Raw genomic sequence first — 19,704 nt, 5'->3', positions numbered from 1 at the left:
CCCTACCGCAAGTGCTAACCTAACGGTTGCTGAGCCACTCGAGGCGGCCCCTTGGACGCGGAGGGTGTAGGTCGGGGCAGCTTTAGCATGATCAGGTTCCGACCAGTGCGTCTCGAGGGATGAGCGCGGCGCTGTAGCCAAGTGGTAAGGCAGAGGTCTGCAAAACCTCCATTCACCGGTTCGAATCCGGTCAGCGCCTCCAACGTTTTCCGCTTATTTGCGAGAAAACCGAGGCCAAAACCAGCACGAGCGGGCGCGTAGCTCAGATGGCTAGAGCACTACCTTGACACGGTAGGGGTCGGAGGTTCAAGTCCTCTCGCGCCCACCACGTCACAGACGCAAACCCCCTTTATGCATCGACTGCATAAGGGGGTTTTTGGTGCAACCGTGGTGCAACGCGCCTAGTTCAGGGTGCGAGGGGTGGGGTTCAGCAGCTCGCTCAGGGGCACGGCCACCTCTTCGAGTTCCCACGCCGCTACCGAGCGGTAGATGTCCAGGGTGATCGAGGGCCGGGCGTGTCCCAAACGGCGGCTCACCAGCTCAATTTGCCGCGTCTTCTGGGCGAGTAGCGTGGCGTGGGTGTGGCGCATCATGTGCGGGCTCAGGTGGGGCAGCATAGCCGCTTCAATGGCCCGCGTCACCTCTTCCTCGGGCTGTCCCTGCATGGCCTTCCGAATCTCCTTGGCCCGCTTGCGGTTATAGGTCTTGATGATCTGGGCCATATCCCGGTTCACGTTGCGCGGGTGCAGGGGGTGGCCGGTGCTCGAGGGGAACACCAAGCCCGAATCGTGCCACTCTTTCCCCAGGATGTGGCGCTCTTCGGCTAGCTTGCCCCGCCATTCCTCCAGCACGGCGGCCGCGTCCGGCCCGAAGCCCACCACCCGGCGGCTGTTGCGGGTCTTGGGGGGGCCGAGGTGGACACCGCCCTTGTCTGGGGTTAGGGTCTGCTCCACCCGCAGGGTGCGGGCCTCTAGGTCTACGTGTTGCCAGGCCAGGCCCAACAGCTCCTCTCGCCTCAGGCCGGTGGCAAAGCCCAGGTAGAACAGCGGATACAGCCGGTAGGGGCGGGCCACCTCGAGGAAGCGGGCCACGGTAGCGGCGTCCCAGGCTTTGACCTTGCGGGTCACGGGGGCGGCCTCCAGCTTCACCGGGCGGGCTACGTTGCGCGGGACAAGCTCCATGACCACGGCGCGCTCAAGGGCGGCCTCGAGGGTGCTCAGCACCTCACGGCGGTAGGAAGGGGCTAACTCCTTGGCCTCCAGGGCGCGGGCGAAGGTGTGGACGTGCCCCGGCCTGAGCTTGCGAAGCTCCATGCTCCCCAGGTGTTGGGTGATGTGCTTGGCGTGGGCCTCGAGCTTGAGCCGGTAGGTGGGCGCGGCGCGGGTGGCCTTGGCCTCGACCCAGGTCTTCATCCACTCGCCCACCGTCAGGCGCTCGTGCGTGGCTAGCATCCCCTGGGCGGCAGCTACCTGAAGCTCACGGGCCTTCTGCATGGCCTCTTCCGGGGTGTGGCCCGTCACCCGGCGGCGGTCCAGCTTCCCATCCGGGCGGCGGCCTACGGTTACCTGAACGCTCCAGGAATCCCCGCGCTTCACCGGCTTGGAGCCAAGGCCGTTAGCTCGCTTGCGTGGTTCTGGTTTACTCCTGCTCATTCCCCATCCCCCACACCCAGGGCCTTTAGCCCGGCCTCAAACACCTCACCTCGGCGTTTTGGGGTAAGCGACTCGAGCAAGGCAGTGGCGGTCTTTCGCGCCCGCACCCGAACCTTGACACTGGCCTCATCGGGTCTGAGGGCCTCTTGAATCCCCAGCAGCTTCAGCCGCACCTCTAGCGGTTGCCGGGCGCTCTTTAGGTTCTCGCCTCGTGGCATATCAACATACTAGCACCGCGCCCCGCAGTGAGTCATTTCCTTTAATGAATATTAAGGGAAATATGCTCTCCCCGAAGGCCCCACCCAGGAAACACGTCCAGAACAGCGTTCCTCGCTCGAGCCATTCTGACTGATAACCGTTATCAGTCAGAACCCCGCACCTACGTCACCCGGCACGGTGGAGCGACCGGGAGATTGCCCGGCGGGTGGGGGTGAGCGACCGGTTTGTGAACAACCTACGCAATGAGTTTCTATCTGCCAACGGTTGGCAGATGAAAGAGCGGCTGGTGAGGAGGGGCGACCGGATTTACACCCAGGACACCGCCAACATCGGCAAAACCAAGCCCGCCCACGAGCCCGAGCCCGTAAAACGAACGATAAGCCCCCTCGAGCGAGGGGGCCAGGGGTGGAGTAGTAGCCGGGGGGCTCGAGCTTTGCTAGGGCTTCAGCAGCACCAAAAGCCCCCCGTCAGCGGCCCGGTGACGCTGGATGGCCTTCACCAGAGCCGGGTGAACCTCTACCGGCACGAGTGCCTCTGGGCGGTCGGCGGCTAGCAGCAGCAACAAGACCATCACCGGGCGGCCCTCGAGCAGGGCTTTTACCCCTGGCAAATCGACCTCATCAGGCCGCACCGCGAACCAGGACGGGGTATCCCCTCGAGCATCAAGCCACAGGTTGGCATTGGGTGCGGTGGCATCTAGCAGGCTTTGCGCGGCTTGTTCGAGTTTGGCGAGTCGGGTCTTCATGCGGCACCTCGGTACTGCGATAGAGCGCGCTCGAGGGTTTCAAGGCGGGCCTCGAGGTCGCCCAACTCGGCTAGCTTGATCAGGGCTGAGGCGGCTTGGGCGGTGGCGTGGACGGCCCGCAGCCTTACCTGCGGGTCGCCATCCTCGAGCAGGTTTACGGCGGTTTTCAGGCCCCGCCTAAGGGCGCTTCGGGCCACGTTCAGATCAGTGGTTTTTGACGGCGGGCGCGGCATTATCTCACCTCCGGGGAGGGGCTACCCCCCTCCCCCTCTGAACATCTTCTGAACCGGCGGCACCGGGATCTTGTAGTCCTGTGCACCAAAGTGCAGCGCGGCGGCTAGGGTCTCATCGAGCTTGGGCAGGTATTCCTCAGCCGCTTCGAGCGCATCCACAGCGGCGGCCTTCTCTGGTCCAGCCAGGCCCCGGCGCAAGCGGGCCATAGCCTCTTTGTACTGGTACTTATCGGCCTCGTCGCCGTCCTGGACGAGCTTACCCACCGTGGGAGAGGCCAAGTAGTGCTGTAGCGCGGCGTCCTGGGACTCGAGGGCGTGCTTCACCAGCTTATCGAAGCGCTCGCCAAGACGACCGGGGGTGTTGGCCCAGAGGGTTTGAAAGTTCGTGGCCGCGAGCAGTTGGGCCGTCTCGCTCGGTGGGGTGGGTTTGGACCGCTCCTCGAGGTTGGCGAGGTAGGTGGCGCGGGCTTGGCGGTACTCGTTCACCAGCGCCTCAAGGCGGTTCTTGAACGACTGACGAAGGGCGTCCCAGGCTTGCGATTTGCCCAATGGGGAAAGGGACTCGTCACGGTCAATCAGCGCGGCCCGGCGGGGGTAATCGGCAAGGGTGGCGAAGATCTGCCGAGCCGGGCCGGTGATCGAATCGGGCGGGGTGAGCTTGCTGATAATCTCTTCGGCGGTTGCGACTAGAAGAGCTTGGGTATTGGGCTGGTTCAACATACGTACTCCTATGTAAGGTTTGGGAGAGGGCTTATTGCCTGAGGGCCTCAGAAGGGCTTACAGCGGGTCTAGGGGGCGCTCGAGCCGGGCGCTGGGCCACGGCCACCCGCTCCAGCCGTGGCGGGTGGCCGGGCCACTGGCCGCACACCTCCACCGACTGCCGGGGGTTGGGGTAGAGCCGGGCCAGCTTGTCCAGGGCCTCGGCTATCCGGCGCTCGAGGGTGAGGCGCGGCATGCCGGGAAAGCGGGCGTGGGCCTCGAGGTCTTCGGGGGTGGGCCAGGCGGTGACCAGGGTTGTTTCACCGTCAACCCTGATCACCAGCAGCGGGGGTCGCAGGGCCTCGAGCTTTTGGGCGATGGGCTTGACGCGGGCGGTCAGGGCATCCCAGGGGGTCACACTTCCACCTCCCACCCTTCGGGCTCGGCCTCGAGGTTGGGGGATGGTGCGGGGTCGGGCTGATTTAGCGCAGAGTGCAAGGGGTAGTGCAAGGGGGTTTGCGCTAAATCCGTGCCTTGCTTATCGGCTTTTTCCGCATTTAGCGCGAAGCGCAAAGTATATACCACGGGGCTGCCCCTGCCGCTTGTCTCCCGAGCCTCCACCTCACCCGCAGCCCTAAGCTGCTTTAGGGCTTGGGTGGTGGTGCGCTCGCTCGCATTGGCGCGTTCAGCCACCTTGCGGATGAGTTCCTCGCGCAGCAGCGGCCCCTCGCTCAGCACCTCCCGCACAGCCCGCAGCGCGCGGGACAGGACGGGGGAGCGGGCGGATTCCTCTTCGGGCAGGTCAACAAGCTCGAAGCGCAGACTATCCCCCTCGAAGTGCCGGGCAATGCCCACCGGTTCACCCATTGGCCCCAGGTTGTTCTTCAGACAATCGAGCCGCAGCACATCCTTCCCACCGGTGAGCTTGGGGGCCACCCTCTGCAAGAGGTAGGCGCTCCTGGCCCCGCCCAGCTTGTAGAACGAGCCCGCCACCCCACGCTCCAACGCCGTGAGCCCCTGCACCGGCTTGGGGGTGTGGTCGAGGATCAGCACCGCAGGCCCTCGAGCGGCAATCTGTCGCAGGCGGCCCATCACCTCGGCTACGTGCTCGGCCTTTTTGGAATCCGCGTAAAAGAAGGCTGAAGTCCAGGCATCGACCACCAGCAAGGCGGGTGGTTGCACGAGCACGCTACGCTCGAGCTCGTCCAACCGGTTGAGGTCGAGCCCCTGGGAGGGGTCGGAGGGCTCGAGGTAGCGGATACGCCCCAGCGCTTCGGCCCCCACGCCCAGCCCGGCGGCGGTTTTGGCGTACCAAGGGCCTTGAAGGCGGGCGTCGGTGTCATAGTCCAGGTGCCACACCTCGCCCTGAAGGGTGGGGGCCTCCAGAAACTCCACCCCGGCGGCCACGGCCACCTCGAGGGCGGCCACCAGGGTGGACTTGCCCGCACCGGCAGGCCCCCCCAAGATGCTCACCGTCCCCCTGGCAATGTACCCCTCCCACAGCCAGGACACCTCGGAGGCGGTGGGTAAGTCGGTTGCGGTTTTCCAGGTGAAGCCGCTCACCGCTTGCCTCCCTTACCCCGCGCAAACGCGCTTTGATGCCTTGCGCTGTTTGCGCTAAATGGGTTTTGCCCATCCCCATCGCGTTTATTTAGCGCAAACCCCCTTGCGCTACCCCTTGCGCTTTGCGCTAAATCGGAGGGGGGCAAGTCGCGGGGTTCGCGGCTACCCCGCTCGAACGACCGGCGGGCGGTGCTCAGGGCCTCTTGGTGGGTCAGGCCAGTAGCTAGCGCGGCCTGTACCAGCTCCTCAAGGACGCGGTGCTCATCCAGCCCCAGGTGCTCGAGTTGGCCCAGGCCGAACGCGGCGCGGGCCAGGACGTTGTTTCTTTGCCCTACGGGGGCAGATTGCACCTCCAGCACGGCGCGGGCTAGGGCGGCCTCCGCATAGGCCCGCTCCCTATCGCGCGTGCTCGAGCGCTCCCAGCGCGGGCGGGGGTCGGGGTGGTCGGGGTCCAGCGCGGGCAAGCCGTGGTGGGCCACGAGCCGCACCTCGGCGGCGCTGAGCAGGTAGCCCTCGCCATCGGCGGCGCGGTAGGCGGCGAGGATTACACCCCGCTCGAGCAAATCCAGGGTGGGTGCCTCTGCCACGTAGCCTTCGGCCTCGAGCACGGCGCGGGCCTGTTGTAGCGCTTCGGGGGAAATAGTGATATGCTTGGTATAGCGCATAGCCCGCGCCCCCTACTGCACCCCGCCAGCCCCGGCGGGGTTTTTGATTAGGGCCACGAGGTCAGTTCCCTCGCGGCTAGCCTGCTCGAGGAAAGCCTCGAGGTCGTCCACCCGCACCAGATAGCGCGTCCCGGCCCGCACGTGCGGGAGGCGCTTCGCCAGCGCGTACGCGATTTGGCGCGATAGCCCGTAGGCGCGACGGATGTCAGAGGGGTCTAGTAGCCGTTTTCCGGTGGGTGCTGTCGGTTGCGTAAGCATACCGGCCCCATCGTGGGGCCGGGCGTGTAAACTCGTGTTTTTGGGCCGAAAGTTAACGTCGCCTAAGTGGGCGAAGCTCAATCCCTAGCGCTTCGGCAAGCTCTTTTTGAGCCTTCAAGATAGTCAAGTCTGGCCGTTCGGTCCCTCGGTAACCCCTGGACTTAAGCCGTCTGGCTAGCACTTGGTTAGGGGTTCCTTTGCACTGCCGTTCAGCTAGCCACCTCAGGTGCTCTTCAAGCTCGCGCTTGCGCTCGAGGTCCCAGCCTTGTGCTTCGGCCTGTTCGCGCACCTCGGCTATGTAGTCCTTCAGAAGCCGCACCATCCGCTCCAGGTATGCCGCCTCTGACTCGTCTTCGGGATTCCACGCGGGGAGGCGCGGGGGGCCAAAGCTCAGGGGGTCATACACCACAGCCGGGCCTATCCCCCACCCTCGCGACAACGATCTGTCTTCGGGGTATCTCTCCCAAAGCTCGAGCCGGGCTAGCCCGGCCTCGAGGGCCTGCGGATGATAAATCCACCAGCGCCTAGCCCACTCCTCGAGTCCGTGGTACAAGCCGGTAAGAGCCTCCAGGGCAGGAGCTAGAGCCGGAGAAATCTCCGCCAAGTCGGGGGCCTCCTCCACGCGGCTTCGCAAGCGGTCGAGGCTGACGCGCCAGCCGTCACCGATCCGCCAGCCGGTTTCTTTGGTCAGCTTCACGGCTTCGATGTAGGCCGGGAGCAGCTTGCGCAAGTCTTCTAACACCTCACGATGCTCTTTGGCGATTATGGCTAGGAATGCTTGCCAGTATTCCCAGGCCCGGACGTTTTTGGGTGCGTAGGCTGTCAGCAATTGCCCCCTCCACCCGGCCACCGGTAGAATAGGGGAAGCCCCGCACAGGCTCCCCGGCTAATGGCCGGGGTTTTGTTCGATTGTACCACCGGGTTCCCTCGTTTTCTCATGGTGCAACCGTGGTGCAACGGGAAGCCCGGAATACCCTGGTAAGGGGTGGAAAGCGGTAGAATCGGCAAAGGGAGTTTTAGTGTCCTGGACATGTATTCTGTGGGGTGTCCCGGCATTATACAGAACGCCTTGGAAAGTCAAAAATAGCATTGACACGGTAGGGGTCGTTGGTTCGAGTCCAATCGCGCCCACCAGATCCAGATGCCCCCTTATGCGGTCTTGCCTAAGGGGGCGTTGGTTTGTCCGAGTTCGAGCACAGCGGGGTGCGCGTTTTCAGTACGAGAGGCTCAACAAGGGTTTAAGCATGCGCCCCACCAGAAGCTTTTTGTTTGAGGTGGGCCAAAGGACTGGAGCTGTTGTCAGGGCCTGCTCATGCGGGTTGGGCACTCGCAAAGCGGAATGGGTACTCGTCGGTTAGCTCGGCCTGGCCTTCGTTCACCAGCTCCAGCATCAGTTTCATCAGCCGTCGGCGCGACATGGGGAAGCGGGCCTCGAGGTCGTCGTAGGTGAGGGGGCCCTCGCGCAATGCTGCCACCACCGCTGCTTTTAGCTCGACCCACTTGCCAGCCCTCGAGCCCCGATCCTCGCCCAGCAAGCGTGCTATGGCCCTATCGCGCAGGGCGGTGGCCTCGGTAATGCTCAGGCCCAGCTTTGGGGCCAGGTCGGCCACCGGCTCGCCCCTGGCGTAAGCCAAAACCAGGGTAGGCTCGGGCTCAGGTAGCTCCTTGACAGCAGTCTCGAGCGGCACCCCAAGACGGTGCTCAACCGCCAGGCGAAAGCGGCGACCCTGTACTTGTGCAGGCGTATCTTCTTCCTGGAGCTTTTTTAGGGCCCGAATCTCCACCTGGCGCACCCCCTCCGGGGTCAGGTTGAGCCGCTGACCAATGGCCCGCAACGTTTCGCCCGTAGCCCTTGCCAGCAAAACCTCGCGCTCGAGCGGATAAAGCTGCTCGAGATGATCGGCCAGCCGACCCGGCGAAATACCCTTGCTTAGAAAGTATTGTCCTGGGGTTTTTTTAGGCATCTATAAACGCTCCGCTGTTTTAGATTATAATGACTTATCTGGTGTCACAACGCAGTTTGTGCACCCCCCAATCAGATTGCTTTTAATCGCTTGATAAACACCGTCGGCAAGGCATTAGACAAAGCAGATGCATATGAGGCAAAGCGCCATTCTCATCATGACCTCCGAAAGCGGCGCCCACCAAGGGGTGCGCTCGGCCACTTCCAGCCCCGGCTGGATCAGGCTTTATCAGGTTGACGACTGCTACTTCGACCTTAGCTACAGCCAAGAGGGCCAGCAGGCCCTGCTGGCCGGGCAGTTGCTACGCGAGGGCGGAGCCCCTTTTAGATCGGCCAAAATAACCCTGATAAGCCCCGAAGGAACCCCCCTGCAAAGCGCAAAGGTTTCGCCCAAAAAAGGTTTTCGCATGTTTGTGGGCGATCTAACCGCACACCGGCTCGAGCTCACCCTCGACCAGACCACCTTCGATGTGGCCCTATCTTGAACCCACGGCTGCTGTCCAGAGCAGCCTTTTTGTTTGCCCAAAGCCCAGCCGCGCCACGTAACGCCTGGCCGCCTTTTTTGGTGCAAAAATCACAGCCTGCCTCGCAAGGGGTGTCTACACTTAGGGTGTCTACTTCGGTAGGCAAGACAAAATTGAGGTATATTGTAATGTAGGCACATTCTAAACCAAGTGCACGTATCCCTGTACGCATTGACCGTACAGGGGGTCGTGGGGTATTGTCTTCCACAAGGCCGGAAGTCAAAAAACAAAAGCGCTTCCAAGCCGTCTAGGAGGAGATAAACATGAAAAAACTCGCCTTCAAAATCATGACCCTGGTTGCCGCCCTGGTTGCCCTGGCCGTTGCTGCTGGCGCTGGCACCAATTGGGAATAATCACGTAACGCTTGTGCGGGTGCGAATTGCACATCCGCACCCGCTTTTTTTTGTGCCCCCTTTAGACTGGGGCAGTGAAGGTTTCGCTGCCGCCGCCCCGCATCCTGCTGTTCATCCTGGGCCTGCTGGTGGTCTTTTTCGGCCTGGTGTTTTTTTTATCCAGGCTTCCAGCGGATGGCTATACCCTAAACGCCCTCGACCTGGCTTTTTGGGCTGGGCTGGTATGGCTGGCGAGGTGGACAATCGTCAAGTTGCCCTTAGGGGCTACTATGTCACATGCTTTTGTGGTGAACCTCGCCGCCGTAACCCTCTTTCCTCCCTGGCTGGCCCCGGCCCTGGTTTTTATCTTCAGCATTAGCAAAAACTTTGGCAAACCCGACTACCCCTGGTACAAAGATCTATTTAACAGAACACAATCGGCCCTGGCCACCGGCCTTGCGGCCTGGGTCTGGTGGGCGTCGCAAACGCAGTTGAACCTTGACCCCCACCTGCGCGAGATAACGGGCATCCTTGTAGCATCCCTTGTGTACTTTCTGGTCAATGTAGGCACCGTCACATATGTGATTCACCTGGCCAGCGGGGCCAGTCTGCGCAAGGTGTGGTTCGAAAACTATAGCTGGCTCTGGATGAGCTACCTGGTGCAAGCACCGGTGGCCTTGCTGCTGGCCAAGGCCTACCAGACGCCCCTGATTGCGGGGTGGGGTGGGTTTACGGTGCTGCTCATGATGCTGTTGCTCTATTTCTCGAGCTTTTACTGGGACGAAAAGGTAAAGGTCGAGGAGTCTTTCGACGACACTATCGAGGTGCTGGTCTCTACGCTGGATGCCAAAGACCCCTACACAAGGCTGCACTCGGAGCGGGTGGCGGCCATTGTCAAAAGCATTGCAGAGCGGATGGGCTTCGACGAGCACGATGTAAAGCGCATTACCTATGCAGCCCGCATACACGACATCGGCAAGGTGGCCATCCCGGACTCTATTCTGCTCAAGCCCAGCAAGCTGACCGAAGAGGAGTTTGAGCTCATCAAAACCCACCCCAACAAAGGATTGGAGGTGCTGAGCCCCATGAAGCACCGCCTGTCTAAAGAGGTGCAGGGGGTTATCATGCACCACCACGAGCGGTGGGACGGCAGCGGCTACCCCGGCAGGCTCAAGGAGGAGGCCATTCCGCTATGGGCACGCATTGTCGCGCTGGCCGATGCTTACGAAGCCATGACTGCGGGCCGGGCCTACAGCCCCGCCAAAACCCCCCAGGAAGCCCTGAATGAGATAATTATGCAAGCGGGGCGGCAGTTCGACCCGCAGGTGGTGCGGCACTTTGAAGCCTTGTGGATGGAGAACCTCATCTGGAAGGATCGGAAGGAGTTTTTACGACGCTATACCTTGCCAGCGCACTCATCGGAATCGCCCTCGCCCTCGCCCTCCGAGCCAGCCTTCGCGACATCGCCAACCTCGAGCTAAAAGCAGCCTGGGTCTTCGTGGTGGCGGCGGGGCTCGAGGGCGGCCTGGCCTACGCCACCTCGCGCGGCCTGATCGCCCCCAACATTGCAGGCCCTGTGGCAAAAACCCTGGTGCTGCTTCTGGTGGGGTACGGGTTGTGGGTCAACACCCACCTGCGCGGGCTATGGTTTGTGGGGCTCGGGCTATTGTGCAACGCACTGGTTATTTTCGCCAACAAAGGGCATATGCCCGTTAGCAGCGAAGCGCTGTACAAAGTAGGGATGGAGTCTTACCTGCCCAAACTCCAGCAGCAGTACGACGCGGTGCATACCCTGATGACCGGCTCCACGCAGCTCTGGTTCCTGGCCGACGTAATTCCGGTGCACATACTGGGGTATACCAACGTGATCAGCCTGGGGGACGTGTATCTGATGGTGGGCATTGTGCTGACTATTGTGGGCGGGGCTTTGGCAGCTAGGCGTAAAGCCCAGGAAGATTTGGAGATAGATTTGAGTTTCTAGAGCGCTCTTAGTCCTTGAGCCCCTCACCAATGGGAACCGCTCTAAGTCGAGTGGTTGCTGGATGTCACGCTAGCGGGTACTGGCGGTGTTTTGTACCACCGTGTCGAACAGATTTGTGGCCTGGCCTACTTCGCTTTCGCGGACGGGGGGGAAGTGTTCTGGGGTTTGGGCCGGGGTATCCTGGGTTCCCAGGAAGAGCCACGGGTGGCTTAGCAGACCGGTGCGCCGTCCCTGTCGCTTGAGCACAATCAAACGCCCGCGCTTACGCCACTGGTATAGCGTGCCCCTAAGCACGCCCAGCACCTTGGCCACCTCCTCCAAGTCCATCAAAGGGGTTCGAGCTGCCAGGGTTAGGGCAATGGTCTGATCCAGACGGGGCAGCATACCTTCGAGCAGCAACTGCTCTAGCGGGGCAAAGTCCCCTTCCTCCAGCCGCTCCAGTAGCTGGTGCGGCTTTGGGGGAGGAAAGCCCCGGTGGAAGCCCCGGTCGGCTGCCTCGAGGGCCTGATAGTAAACTTTGCGCTGGCTCTCGCTCAATCCCTTGATCACAATGGGTACGTAGCCTTGGTTGATCGCCAGGTAGCACAGCAGAATCCGTCCAGCCCGTCCGTTGCCGTCCTTGAACGGGTGTATGGCCTCGAAAAGGGTGTGTGAGCGAGCTAGGGCTTTCAAAATGGGGTACTTACGCAGAAGCTCCAGCGTCACCCGCACGAAAGCCCGCATGTACTCTTCCACATCGTAGGTAGGCGGACTTACCCTGGCCCCCTGTATGACCCGAGCCTCACCCCCCGTCGCAAAACGCCCCCTATCGAGTGCAAGGTCACGCCAGAGTTCGCTGTGGATGTGGCGAACCAGCGCCAGGTCGAGGTGCGTCTGGCCCTCGAGGTGGTATTGCAACGCCAAGTCGTAAAGGCTTTGTGCAGTGCGAAAGTAATTGACGATCTCGGGGCCACTTCTGCGCCCCTGAAGCACGGCCTTAAGTTGCTGCTCGGTGACGAAATGCCCCTCGATGGCTAGCGAGTGGCGGGTGTCCTCTTGCAGCATGTACAACCACTCCTCGTTGCGCACCGATAGCAGCCCTGCCGTAAGCCCTCCCAGCCGATCCAATAGCGCTTTGCGCTCTGCAACTATGTCAGATGGGTCAAACCCCAAATCGGCCGCTTTACCCTTATTTATCAACACAATCTCATTGTAATATGAGATTGGGATCCCCACCAATCTGACAAATGCCCAATGGCTATGGGCCAATAGCCCTTACCTGATTGTGAATAGAGTGCAAAATCCAGCAGCCCCACCCCTTCCCCCACAGCGCATCACCGGAAGCGAGTCCGCCAAACCTGCTGGTTCAGGTTCCCGTCAACCATTTTACGCCGCAGCGATGGAGCCAGACCTGGTTCAGCTCAGCCACTTCTCCATAAAAATGAGGTCGTCGCGGCGGTAGCCCAGCCGTTCGAAGAAGGCCTGGGCCTCGCCATAGGAAGGCTCGACCAGAAGGTTCAGTTTCTGGCAGCCTTTGGCTTTTAAGCGGGCCTCGAGTTCCTCCATCATCCGCTTACCCCAGCCCTGCCCCTGACCAAAGGGATGGATGGCCATGTGGTACAGCCAGCCCCGCCGCCCGTCGTAGCCTGCCAGCAAAGCCCCCAGAACCTGACCGTCCTCCTCTACCACCAAAAACAAGTCGGGGTCGCGCTCGAGCTTTTTTTGCAGGCCCTCAAAGCTGTCGGAAGGGTTGAGCTCCAGGCCCGCATCCTGCCAGAGGGCCAGCACGCTGGAGTAGTCTGCCATACGGAATTCGCGGATGGGCATAGTGCCTCCAGACTAGCGCAAAAACCCGTGTCAGCAAAAGGTGGCTGGCCTTTGAGTTGCGCCAGGGCAGATTGGCAAAATCAGCGGAATGAGTCAATGCATACCTGGCGCAATTCCTAAAGCGAACTTTCGGTACGGCATCTTGCATTTCGCTTATGGAGACACTTAGAGCGCTCTACGCTGTTTGCAACTGCTACGGTTTGAACACCACTTTGATGCCCCGCCGCCTAACGGCGGTTTTGATGGCCTCGGGCCAGGCTTCCAGAGCAAACTGGTGCGTAACCATCTGCTCCACCCCGCTCATCTCGGGCAAAAGCCCAACCGTCTGGGCAAAGTCGTCCCAGCTGTAGGCATAGCTTCCAATAAGCCCAATCTCGCGGAACCAGTAGGGCGAAAAGTCGTGGAAGGCCGTGGCGGGGGCACCCAGCAGCAAAACCCGCCCCCCCTCTTGCACCGCCCAGCTGGCTTCCTGCAGTCCCGCAGGCGAACCCGAGGCTTCCACCACCCCCTCAAAGCCGCCGCGCCAGGAGAGCGAGCCCAGGATGCCCCGGTAGCGCCTGGCCTGGGCAGCTTGCTGGGCTTCCTGGGTCGAGGGGAAGACCTGGTTGGCCCCAAACAGCCGGGCCAGCTCAGCCTGGCGGGGGTGGCGGGCCACGGCAAACAAAGGCCCCTGAAAGCCCAGTACCCGCAGCATTTTGACGGCCAGCAGGCCGATGGTTCCGGCTCCAATGACCAGTACCTGGGCGGGCCAGCCCACGCGATGGGTGTGCGGGTTTGCGCGGGACCTGCCCTCACCCCAGGCCTGCCGCAGCCCGTGCAGCACCACCGCCGCGGGTTCGGTCAGCACGGCGCGTTCGTCGGGCACACCCTCGGCAATGGGAAAAATGCGTTCGCGGTGGGCCACCATGCGCTGGGCCCAACCACCTCCCAGGTCTTTGCAAAAGCCCAGCATACCAGGGCCAAAGTTGCCCTCGGCCACGTTGAGGCAAAGGTGGTCATCGCCCCTGGCGCAGGCCGGGCAGTCCGGCAGACCGCGCTCGAGGCAGGCCAGCACCGGATTGACCGCCACCCGTACCCCCCCCAGCTCGGCCAGAATTTCGTGCCCCAGCACCGCCGGAAAAGAAAACATGCCCGAGAGGGTGGGGGCTTGTTTACCATACAGCAGGGCCAGGTCGCTGCCACAGATGCCCGCCAGCCGCACCTTTAGCCGCTCGAAACCCGGGGGGCGTTCCGGTTCGGGCAGGGTTGCCAGTTGAAGGGACAGGGCCCTGGGAGGATACCGCTTGCCCAGTAGCTTGGCAGCCACATAACGGGGAACCGAGGGGGTAAAAAGCAAACCGCGCATGAGTACCCGCGAACCAGTGCTCAGGCGGGTCAGGCTTTGGGTAGCTGGGGCCGCTGTCGAGGTTTGCATGCCCCTTCATTTTGCCCCCAAATGTGTCCTGGCGAAAGGTCACCGCAGAACCATTTGCAGGTTTTGCATCACCCGCCGGGTAGCGGGCGATTTGTTGAGGGTGTAGAGGTGAATGCCCGGGACGCCCGCCTCGAGCAGTTCCTGGGCCTGACGGGTGGTGTGCTCGACCCCAATTTCCAGCACCTCCTCGGGGCTTTGGGCCCGCTCGAGGCGCGAGAGCAGCGGCCCCGGGATGCTGGCCCCACACATATCCATAAAGCGGCGAATCTGGGCCAGGTCGGTAATGGGCATCAGGCCCGGCAGGATGGGCACCTGGATCCCGATGCGGCGGGCCCGCTCTACAAAGCCAAAGTACAGCGCGTTGTTGAAGAAGAGCTGGGTTACGATTAGATCCAGCCCCGCTTCCACTTTTCGCTTGAGGTTTTGCAGGTCGGCCTCGAGGCTCACCGCCTCCGGATGCCCCTCCGGGTAGCCCCCTCCGGCCACGGCAAACCGGTCGCCAAACTCAGCCCGAATCAGGGCGATAAGCTCGGAGGCATAGCGAAACCCTCCGGCCACCGGCTGAAACTCCCGCGCACCTTTGGGGGGGTCGCCCCGCACCGCCATGATGTTTTGCACCCCCACCCGGGCATACTCGTGCAGTATGGTCAAGAGCTCCTCGCGGGTGCTGCCCACACAGGTCAGGTGGGCCATAGCCACCAGACCCACCTCGTTTTGGATGCGAGCGGCCCACTCGGCAGTTTTGGCGCGTTCGCTGCCTCCGGCCCCGTAGGTAATGGAGACAAAGGCGGGCTTCAGGGGCTTTAGCTCGTGCAAAGCGCGAAACAGCGCGGCCTCGCCCTGGGGGGTTTTGGGCGGGAAAAACTCGAAGGAGAAGAGGGGCTGGCCGCTTTGCAGCAAGGTGCTAATCTTCATGTCCCACCCGCTCCACTGCCCGGAGGCCCGCGGCCAGCATCTGCTGGAGGTCCTGGGGGCTTTCCAACCCCACCGAAAGGCGAATCATCTCCGGCCCCACCCCCGCCGCCCGGCGGGCTTCTTCCGGAATGCGGCTGTGGGTGGTGGTCCAGGGGTGCACGGCCAGGGTGCGGGCATCCCCCACGTTGGGGGCCTGGAGGATGCTCAGGTGAGCCAGGAAGCGGCTGGCCCCCTCGAGGCCCCCCCGAAGGCCAAAGGTCAGGATGCTGCCAAACCCCCCGCGCAGGTACTGGGCGGCCCGTGGATGGGCCGGGTCGCCGGACAGGCCCGGATAGCGCACCCAGGCCACCTGGGGCTGGGCCTGCAGCCAGCGGGCCAGGGTCAGGGCGGTCTGGCTGGCCCGCTCCACCCGAAGCGTTAGGGTTTCCAGGCCCTGAAACAGCAGATAGGCATTAAAGGGCGACAGCACCATCCCGCAAAGCGATAGCCCCAGCTGGCGCACCCGCTCCAGAAAACATCGCGGGCCGAACTGTTCCCAGGGGATTTTGCCCTGGGCATCGGGGCTGGAAAACTGCGGGTAGCGCTGCCAGAGGGCGGTCTCCCGCGAGAGCACCGCACCCCCCAGAATCGAGCCGTGTCCGCTGGCCCACTTGGTCAGGCTGTGCACCACCACATGCGCCCCGTGCTCCAAGGGGCGGGCCAGGGCCCCCACCGCGCCAAAGGTGTTGTCCACCACCAAAGCCACCTGGTGCTCCTCGCAAAGCCGGGCCAGCCCTTGCAGGTCGGGGAGCTTTAGCGAGGGGTTGCCCAGCACCTCTACGAAAACGGCCCGGGTCTTCTCGTTCAAAACTGCGCGAACCGCCGCCACCTCCGGCTCCACAAAGTGCACCCGAACCCCCATCAGGCCAAACACCTGGCTCAAAAGCCCCACCGTCCCGCCAAACAGGCCGGGGCTGGCCACCACCTCCTCGCCTGCGCGCACCAGGGCCAGCAGGCTGGCAAAGCTGGCGGCCTGCCCCGAGGCCAGACACACCGCCCCCAGCGCCCCCTCCAGGGCCGTTAGGCGGGCCTCGAGGGCCGCCACCGTGGGGTTCTGGATACGGGTGTAGGTGTAGCCCTGGTTGGTAGCAAACTTGTGAGCGCCATCTTCCAGGTCGGTGAAGCCATAAGCTGCTGTAGCGTAGATGGGCACGCCTACCGCGTTGTAGGGGTCTTGTTGGGGAAGCCCACTCAAAACAGCCAAACTGGCAAAATCCATATACCCTCCTTCAGTCCTGCTCGAAGAAGGGCTTTGCTCCCTTCTTCCATCTTTCCCCTGGGGTCTTTGCTGTGCCTAGCGACACCGGGGCGGATTTGGCACCAAACGCGGGGTTTTCTCGGTAATGGGCGAGAGCCCCCGCAGGTTGCCGCAGCTTCTTCGGGCCGTTCCCTCCGCTGCTCTGGATAGAAGAACTACTTACCCTGGCCGGGTAAGGTTCTATGCAATGGTATGTGCTGCAAGATTGGGCGTCAAGCTAGATATAACCCACCCGCTTGAGCTCTTCTTCCACCACCGAGAGCACCTGCCGGTAGGCCTCCTCCAGGGTCACCCCCCGCAGGGTGGCCCCCGCCGCGGGCACATGGCCGCCGCCGCCCAGCTTGACCGCTACCGCCTGGGCCGAAACCCCGCCGCGGCTGCGGATGCTGAGCTTGATCCCCTCCTCGCGTTCGCGCAGGAAGACCGCAATCTGGCTGCCCTCGGCGTAGCGGATGATGCCCACAAAGTCGTCGGAGTCTTCCACGCTTATGCCTGGGGGCATGTGGGCCGTTACCAAGAGACCGCCAAAGTGAAACCCCACCGTAGAAAGCACCGCTCCCATGGCCTTGAAGTAGCCCACCGGACGCCACTGCAGCCGGTCGGTCAGTTCGGCCAGCTTCACCCCGTGCCCCACCAGCTCGGCAGCCGTGTGCAACACCTCCGGGGTGGTGTTGGCAAAACGAAAGTTGCCGGTGTCGGTAATCAGGCCGGTCAGCACCGGGGTGGCAATTTCGGGCGTCCAGCTTACCCCCAGCGCGTCAATCAGGTCTTTGACGATCTGGGCCGTGGCCGCTTTGGAAGGGTCCACCAGCGAAAGGTAGCCAAAACGCGGATTGGTGCCGTGGTGGTCAATGTTGATGACAAAGCCCTCCACCGGCGCCCCCGCTACGCGGTTTGGTTCGGCGGAGTCCAGCACCACCAGGGTGGCCCCCTCCGGCAGGTGGTCGACGGGGTCGCTGTACTCGTCTTCCCGGACCAGAAAACGCAGGAAACGCGGGGGGTCGGCAATCCAGGTTACCTTTTTGTCCAGTGCCTTTAGGGCGCGGAATAGGCCCAAAGAAGAGCCCACGGCATCGCCGTCGGGGTCCACATGCGAAACGATGATGATGGGGCCCTCGAGCTCGCGCAAGGTGGCCGCAACGGTTCGAACCTTTTCCCGGTAGCGCGGCTCGGGGGCATTGTGCAAAGCATCCATGGCGTCACTATACCGGACAAATTGACCGTAACGTAACCCAAAAATACCCCCGGCGAATACCTCCGGGGGCGTGCTAACGCGCCCCCAGGAGCATCCTCCGCATATCACCGGCTCATGGCAAAACCCCGCCGCAAAGCGCGACGCAGGCAGCGGTTAAACAGGGCCAGGCCAAAGACCAGCATGAACGCAGACTGTACCGCAAGCCCCATCAGGGTCAGCTCCCACTGGCCTCCGTTTTCCAATCGCCGAATGGTCTCTATGCCCAGCGACAAGGGCAGCCCCCAGGCCAGGGGTTGGATGAACGCGGGAAGTTGACTAAGCGGCACCACCGCGCCACTCAAGAAAAGCAGAAGGTACTCCAAGGCGTTGGCATAGCCAATGGCGTTTCGATATATGAGCAGAATTCCACCCATAGCCAGTCCCAGCCCGATGAAGCCAGCCAGACTAATGCCCAGGGTAAGGAGCATTCCTCCCCAGTTGTAGCTAAGGAGATCGGTTGGAGAAAAGCCAAACAGCAGCGCCATGCCCAGGAACAGGGGCAGCGCAACCACGGTTTGTTGAACAAGATAGTTCAACAACCGCACCACCAGCACCAAAGCAGGTTGGGCGGCATGAAGGTACATCTGCTCGAAGGCTCCGCTGGTGGACTCCTCCCAGATGTCCGTGGATATCTTGGAGAGCGGGATGCTCACGTACTGCCAGAAGAACAGGGCTAAAAGACCCGAGAGGGTGGCCTGGCTCAGAAGGGAAACCACCCAAAAAAACCCGGCAGTAATGAGTACCTGGTTGATCAGGTTGCCAATCCACATCTGCCGATAGAACCTGAGCTCCGCCCAGAACCTAAGCCATTCGGCCCTCCACATGATCCACCTCCTGCAGCAGATGTTCCAGTATGGATTGATGGAGCTTCACCTGGCGCACGCGCTGGCTGTCCAAAAGACCCAGTTCACGCAAATCGAGTTTTAGCCTGAATAAGCCGTCCTGCTGTTCCAAGGTCTCGCCCACTGCGGGATGGCCCTCGTACCAGACCTCCACGAACTGCTTGAGCGCGTATTTTTTGCTCAGCTCGTGCAGCCGGCCATCGGCCCTGACCTGGCCTTGGTGTAGCAGAACCACCCGGTCACAGACGGCCTCCATAAAGCCCATCTCGTGCCCGGTTAGCAAGACCGCGTTGCCTTGTGCAGCGTAGCGCCGCAGTGCGGAGCGTAAGGTGGCCACGCTTTTTACATCCAGTCCGGCGCTGGCCTCGTCCAGCAGAAGCAGCCGGGCCTCCTTCAAATAGGCCAGGGCCAGGCCTGTTCTGCGCTTGGTTCCAAAGGAGAGCTCGAGCAGGGGTCGCTCGGCAACCAGTAATAAATCGGCCAGCTCGAGCGCCTGGGCTACCCGGGCCTCGAGGTTCTTGATCCCCAAAAGATGGCCGTAGTACAGCAAGCACTGCCGCGGCGTCAGGAACTCCGAAAAGCTCGGCTGGCCCTCTTTCATCAGGGCAACGGCACTTCGAACGGTGGCCGGGTGGAGTGGTTTGCCCAGCAGCTTTATCTGGCCTTCGTCGGGCTCGAGCAGACCTGCCAGTAGTTTTATGAAGGTGGTCTTGCCCGCCCCGTTGAGCCCCAGCAACCCCACAATTTCGCCCCCATACAAGCGCAAGCTCACCCCCCGCAGCACCTTGCGGGGAGGATACGCCTTATGCAGGTTGCTTACCTCTACAACAGGGCCGTTTGCAGGCGCAGGGTCTCCTGGTAGAGGGCTTTTCCATCTTTCGTAGGATTCACCCACTGGAATTTCTCCTGAATTGAAACAGGTAGTCTGAAAGCTTCGATCCTCCTTTGATAATCCGGAAGCCGCTCCGTCAAGCCTTTAGCAAAACGCCCTCTGCCTAGAATTGTCCGGTCATTAGCACTCACATGTTTGTACTCGACTTCCCAGGGCAGAACCTCATCCACATTGAGGAGGCCTTCGTAACTACCATTGAACGTATTGAAGCACATCAACACTCCTGAATCAACAAACCGTACGTCACCTGCGGTGTAGATGAGGCCTTTGGCTCCAAGCGTGTATTCGGTAATGGCTTCTCATAGGCGAAAATTGAAACGCCATCGGGAGTAAGGAGATGTTTGCACTTCCAGGATCTACATGCCACAGGGGAAAAAGTACCTGGGAGACAGTTGAACAGAAACGCCAATTCGGAAAAGGACTTGACACCCAGTGGAAAATAAGGGACGGGGGTGAGTTATGCGACATTA

At 61.9% G+C, this 19,704-nt stretch carries 23 protein-coding genes, 2 tRNA genes and 1 riboswitch; of the genes, 5 read left to right on the top strand and 20 right to left on the bottom strand.

Annotated elements, in window-relative coordinates; genetic code table 11:
• Positions 1 to 127 precede the first annotated feature (127 nt).
• Positions 128 to 202 (top strand) — tRNA-Cys (locus tag ABWU19_RS06950).
• Between the two features lie 49 nt (positions 203 to 251).
• Positions 252 to 328: transfer RNA gene (locus ABWU19_RS06945), tRNA-Val, on the top strand.
• A gap of 73 nt (positions 329 to 401) precedes the next feature.
• Here ABWU19_RS06945 and ABWU19_RS06940 read toward each other — a convergent pair.
• From ABWU19_RS06940 to ABWU19_RS06890, 11 genes are all read right to left on the bottom strand, one after another.
• Entirely contained in the window at positions 402 to 1,595 is a 1,194-nt protein-coding gene (locus ABWU19_RS06940; protein ID WP_435900990.1) for a tyrosine-type recombinase/integrase, read from the bottom strand.
• 53 nt (positions 1,596 to 1,648) lie between these two features.
• Positions 1,649 to 1,870, bottom strand: a complete 222-nt coding sequence (locus ABWU19_RS06935; protein ID WP_435900989.1) for a hypothetical protein — start codon at positions 1,868 to 1,870, stop codon at positions 1,649 to 1,651.
• Positions 1,871 to 2,307: 437 nt separating this feature from the next.
• Positions 2,308 to 2,616, bottom strand: coding sequence for a hypothetical protein (locus tag ABWU19_RS06930; RefSeq protein ID WP_435900988.1), 309 nt, complete (start codon positions 2,614 to 2,616; stop codon positions 2,308 to 2,310).
• A complete protein-coding gene (locus ABWU19_RS06925; protein ID WP_435900987.1) occupies positions 2,613 to 2,849 on the bottom strand; it encodes a hypothetical protein in 237 nt (78 codons plus the stop codon). Before ABWU19_RS06925 ends, ABWU19_RS06930 begins: the two co-directional genes overlap by 4 nt.
• Before the next feature lie 21 nt (positions 2,850 to 2,870).
• Positions 2,871 to 3,569, bottom strand: coding sequence for a hypothetical protein (locus tag ABWU19_RS06920; RefSeq protein ID WP_435900986.1), 699 nt, complete (start codon positions 3,567 to 3,569; stop codon positions 2,871 to 2,873).
• 31 nt (positions 3,570 to 3,600) lie between these two features.
• Positions 3,601 to 3,966, bottom strand: a complete 366-nt coding sequence (locus ABWU19_RS06915) for a hypothetical protein (protein WP_435900985.1) — start codon at positions 3,964 to 3,966, stop codon at positions 3,601 to 3,603.
• Positions 3,963 to 5,111, bottom strand: coding sequence for an AAA family ATPase (locus ABWU19_RS06910; protein ID WP_435900984.1), 1,149 nt, complete (start codon positions 5,109 to 5,111; stop codon positions 3,963 to 3,965). Before ABWU19_RS06910 ends, ABWU19_RS06915 begins: the two co-directional genes overlap by 4 nt.
• Complete coding sequence (locus ABWU19_RS06905; RefSeq protein WP_435900983.1) at positions 5,108 to 5,776, bottom strand: hypothetical protein; 669 nt, start codon at positions 5,774 to 5,776, stop codon at positions 5,108 to 5,110. The genes ABWU19_RS06910 and ABWU19_RS06905 overlap by 4 nt, the downstream gene beginning before the upstream one ends.
• A 12-nt stretch (positions 5,777 to 5,788) precedes the next feature.
• Positions 5,789 to 6,034 carry a helix-turn-helix domain-containing protein gene (locus tag ABWU19_RS06900; protein WP_435900982.1) on the bottom strand — a complete coding sequence of 82 codons (246 nt, stop codon included), beginning with the start codon at positions 6,032 to 6,034 and terminating at the stop codon, positions 5,789 to 5,791.
• A gap of 52 nt (positions 6,035 to 6,086) precedes the next feature.
• A complete protein-coding gene (locus ABWU19_RS06895; RefSeq protein WP_435900981.1) occupies positions 6,087 to 6,863 on the bottom strand; it encodes a hypothetical protein in 777 nt (258 codons plus the stop codon).
• 481 nt (positions 6,864 to 7,344) lie between these two features.
• Complete coding sequence (locus tag ABWU19_RS06890) at positions 7,345 to 7,998, bottom strand: sigma factor-like helix-turn-helix DNA-binding protein (RefSeq protein WP_435900980.1); 654 nt, start codon at positions 7,996 to 7,998, stop codon at positions 7,345 to 7,347.
• A 133-nt stretch (positions 7,999 to 8,131) separates the two neighbouring features.
• Here ABWU19_RS06890 and ABWU19_RS06885 point away from each other — a divergent pair, with 133 nt between their 5' ends.
• The 3 genes from ABWU19_RS06885 (at position 8,132) to ABWU19_RS06875 (ending at position 10,834) form a co-directional block, all read left to right on the top strand.
• The gene (locus ABWU19_RS06885; RefSeq protein WP_027876789.1) at positions 8,132 to 8,482 is read left to right on the top strand and encodes a hypothetical protein; all 351 of its coding nucleotides are present in this window, start codon (positions 8,132 to 8,134) and stop codon (positions 8,480 to 8,482) included.
• Between the two features lie 466 nt (positions 8,483 to 8,948).
• Positions 8,949 to 10,334 carry an HD-GYP domain-containing protein gene (locus ABWU19_RS06880; RefSeq protein ID WP_435900979.1) on the top strand — a complete coding sequence of 462 codons (1,386 nt, stop codon included), beginning with the start codon at positions 8,949 to 8,951 and terminating at the stop codon, positions 10,332 to 10,334.
• Positions 10,335 to 10,351: 17 nt separating this feature from the next.
• Positions 10,352 to 10,834 (top strand): DUF5317 domain-containing protein, encoded by a 483-nt coding sequence (locus tag ABWU19_RS06875; protein WP_435900978.1) that lies wholly within the window; start codon positions 10,352 to 10,354, stop codon positions 10,832 to 10,834.
• Between the two features lie 69 nt (positions 10,835 to 10,903).
• Here ABWU19_RS06875 and ABWU19_RS06870 read toward each other — a convergent pair whose 3' ends face one another.
• The 9 genes from ABWU19_RS06870 to ABWU19_RS06830 all read right to left on the bottom strand — a co-directional run bounded on the left by ABWU19_RS06870 (position 10,904) and on the right by ABWU19_RS06830 (position 19,449).
• Positions 10,904 to 12,016, bottom strand: coding sequence for a Fic family protein (locus tag ABWU19_RS06870; protein WP_435900977.1), 1,113 nt, complete (start codon positions 12,014 to 12,016; stop codon positions 10,904 to 10,906).
• A 213-nt stretch (positions 12,017 to 12,229) separates the two neighbouring features.
• Positions 12,230 to 12,640: a GNAT family acetyltransferase gene (locus ABWU19_RS06865; RefSeq protein WP_435900976.1), complete on the bottom strand. Its 411-nt coding sequence runs from the start codon at positions 12,638 to 12,640 to the stop codon at positions 12,230 to 12,232.
• A gap of 193 nt (positions 12,641 to 12,833) precedes the next feature.
• Positions 12,834 to 13,985, bottom strand: coding sequence for a zinc-dependent alcohol dehydrogenase (locus tag ABWU19_RS06860; protein ID WP_435901011.1), 1,152 nt, complete (start codon positions 13,983 to 13,985; stop codon positions 12,834 to 12,836).
• Between the two features lie 108 nt (positions 13,986 to 14,093).
• Positions 14,094 to 14,969: a methylenetetrahydrofolate reductase [NAD(P)H] gene (gene metF / locus ABWU19_RS06855; protein WP_435900975.1), complete on the bottom strand. Its 876-nt coding sequence runs from the start codon at positions 14,967 to 14,969 to the stop codon at positions 14,094 to 14,096.
• Positions 14,959 to 16,227 (bottom strand): O-acetylhomoserine aminocarboxypropyltransferase/cysteine synthase family protein, encoded by a 1,269-nt coding sequence (locus tag ABWU19_RS06850; RefSeq protein ID WP_435900974.1) that lies wholly within the window; start codon positions 16,225 to 16,227, stop codon positions 14,959 to 14,961. The genes metF and ABWU19_RS06850 overlap by 11 nt, the downstream gene beginning before the upstream one ends.
• 43 nt (positions 16,228 to 16,270) lie before the next feature.
• Positions 16,271 to 16,419: riboswitch (SAM riboswitch) on the bottom strand.
• 64 nt (positions 16,420 to 16,483) lie between these two features.
• Positions 16,484 to 17,461 (bottom strand): DHH family phosphoesterase, encoded by a 978-nt coding sequence (locus ABWU19_RS06845; RefSeq protein WP_435900973.1) that lies wholly within the window; start codon positions 17,459 to 17,461, stop codon positions 16,484 to 16,486.
• A gap of 104 nt (positions 17,462 to 17,565) precedes the next feature.
• A complete protein-coding gene (locus ABWU19_RS06840) occupies positions 17,566 to 18,324 on the bottom strand; it encodes an ABC transporter permease (RefSeq protein WP_435900972.1) in 759 nt (252 codons plus the stop codon).
• The gene (locus tag ABWU19_RS06835) at positions 18,302 to 19,126 is read right to left on the bottom strand and encodes an ABC transporter ATP-binding protein (protein WP_435900971.1); all 825 of its coding nucleotides are present in this window, start codon (positions 19,124 to 19,126) and stop codon (positions 18,302 to 18,304) included. Before ABWU19_RS06835 ends, ABWU19_RS06840 begins: the two co-directional genes overlap by 23 nt.
• A 38-nt stretch (positions 19,127 to 19,164) precedes the next feature.
• Positions 19,165 to 19,449, bottom strand: coding sequence for a hypothetical protein (locus ABWU19_RS06830; protein WP_435900970.1), 285 nt, complete (start codon positions 19,447 to 19,449; stop codon positions 19,165 to 19,167).
• Between the last annotated feature and the right edge of the window lie 255 nt (positions 19,450 to 19,704).

Origin of the sequence: Meiothermus cerbereus (assembly GCF_051297115.1) — a bacterium.
Classification (GTDB): domain Bacteria; phylum Deinococcota; class Deinococci; order Deinococcales; family Thermaceae; genus Meiothermus; species Meiothermus cerbereus_A.
This window is presented reverse-complemented; position numbering and strand designations above follow the sequence as displayed.

Bases quoted from the DNA above. Each gene is read 5' to 3' on its own strand.
- ABWU19_RS06925 (WP_435900987.1), bottom strand. From the start codon at position 2,849: ATGCCGCGCCCGCCGTCAAAAACCACTGATCTGAACGTGGCCCGAAGC.
- ABWU19_RS06885 (WP_027876789.1), top strand. From the start codon at position 8,132: ATGAGGCAAAGCGCCATTCTCATCATGACCTCCGAAAGCGGCGCCCAC.
- ABWU19_RS06830 (WP_435900970.1), bottom strand. From the start codon at position 19,449: ATGTGCTTCAATACGTTCAATGGTAGTTACGAAGGCCTCCTCAATGTG.
- ABWU19_RS06860 (WP_435901011.1), bottom strand. From the start codon at position 13,985: ATGCGCGGTTTGCTTTTTACCCCCTCGGTTCCCCGTTATGTGGCTGCC.
- ABWU19_RS06865 (WP_435900976.1), bottom strand. From the start codon at position 12,640: ATGCCCATCCGCGAATTCCGTATGGCAGACTACTCCAGCGTGCTGGCC.
- ABWU19_RS06900 (WP_435900982.1), bottom strand. From the start codon at position 6,034: ATGCTTACGCAACCGACAGCACCCACCGGAAAACGGCTACTAGACCCC.
- ABWU19_RS06935 (WP_435900989.1), bottom strand. From the start codon at position 1,870: ATGCCACGAGGCGAGAACCTAAAGAGCGCCCGGCAACCGCTAGAGGTG.
- ABWU19_RS06920 (WP_435900986.1), bottom strand. From the start codon at position 3,569: ATGTTGAACCAGCCCAATACCCAAGCTCTTCTAGTCGCAACCGCCGAA.
- metF (WP_435900975.1), bottom strand. From the start codon at position 14,969: ATGAAGATTAGCACCTTGCTGCAAAGCGGCCAGCCCCTCTTCTCCTTC.
- ABWU19_RS06840 (WP_435900972.1), bottom strand. From the start codon at position 18,324: ATGTGGAGGGCCGAATGGCTTAGGTTCTGGGCGGAGCTCAGGTTCTAT.
- ABWU19_RS06850 (WP_435900974.1), bottom strand. From the start codon at position 16,227: ATGGATTTTGCCAGTTTGGCTGTTTTGAGTGGGCTTCCCCAACAAGAC.
- ABWU19_RS06930 (WP_435900988.1), bottom strand. From the start codon at position 2,616: ATGAAGACCCGACTCGCCAAACTCGAACAAGCCGCGCAAAGCCTGCTA.
- ABWU19_RS06845 (WP_435900973.1), bottom strand. From the start codon at position 17,461: ATGGATGCTTTGCACAATGCCCCCGAGCCGCGCTACCGGGAAAAGGTT.
- ABWU19_RS06905 (WP_435900983.1), bottom strand. From the start codon at position 5,776: ATGCGCTATACCAAGCATATCACTATTTCCCCCGAAGCGCTACAACAG.
- ABWU19_RS06890 (WP_435900980.1), bottom strand. From the start codon at position 7,998: ATGCCTAAAAAAACCCCAGGACAATACTTTCTAAGCAAGGGTATTTCG.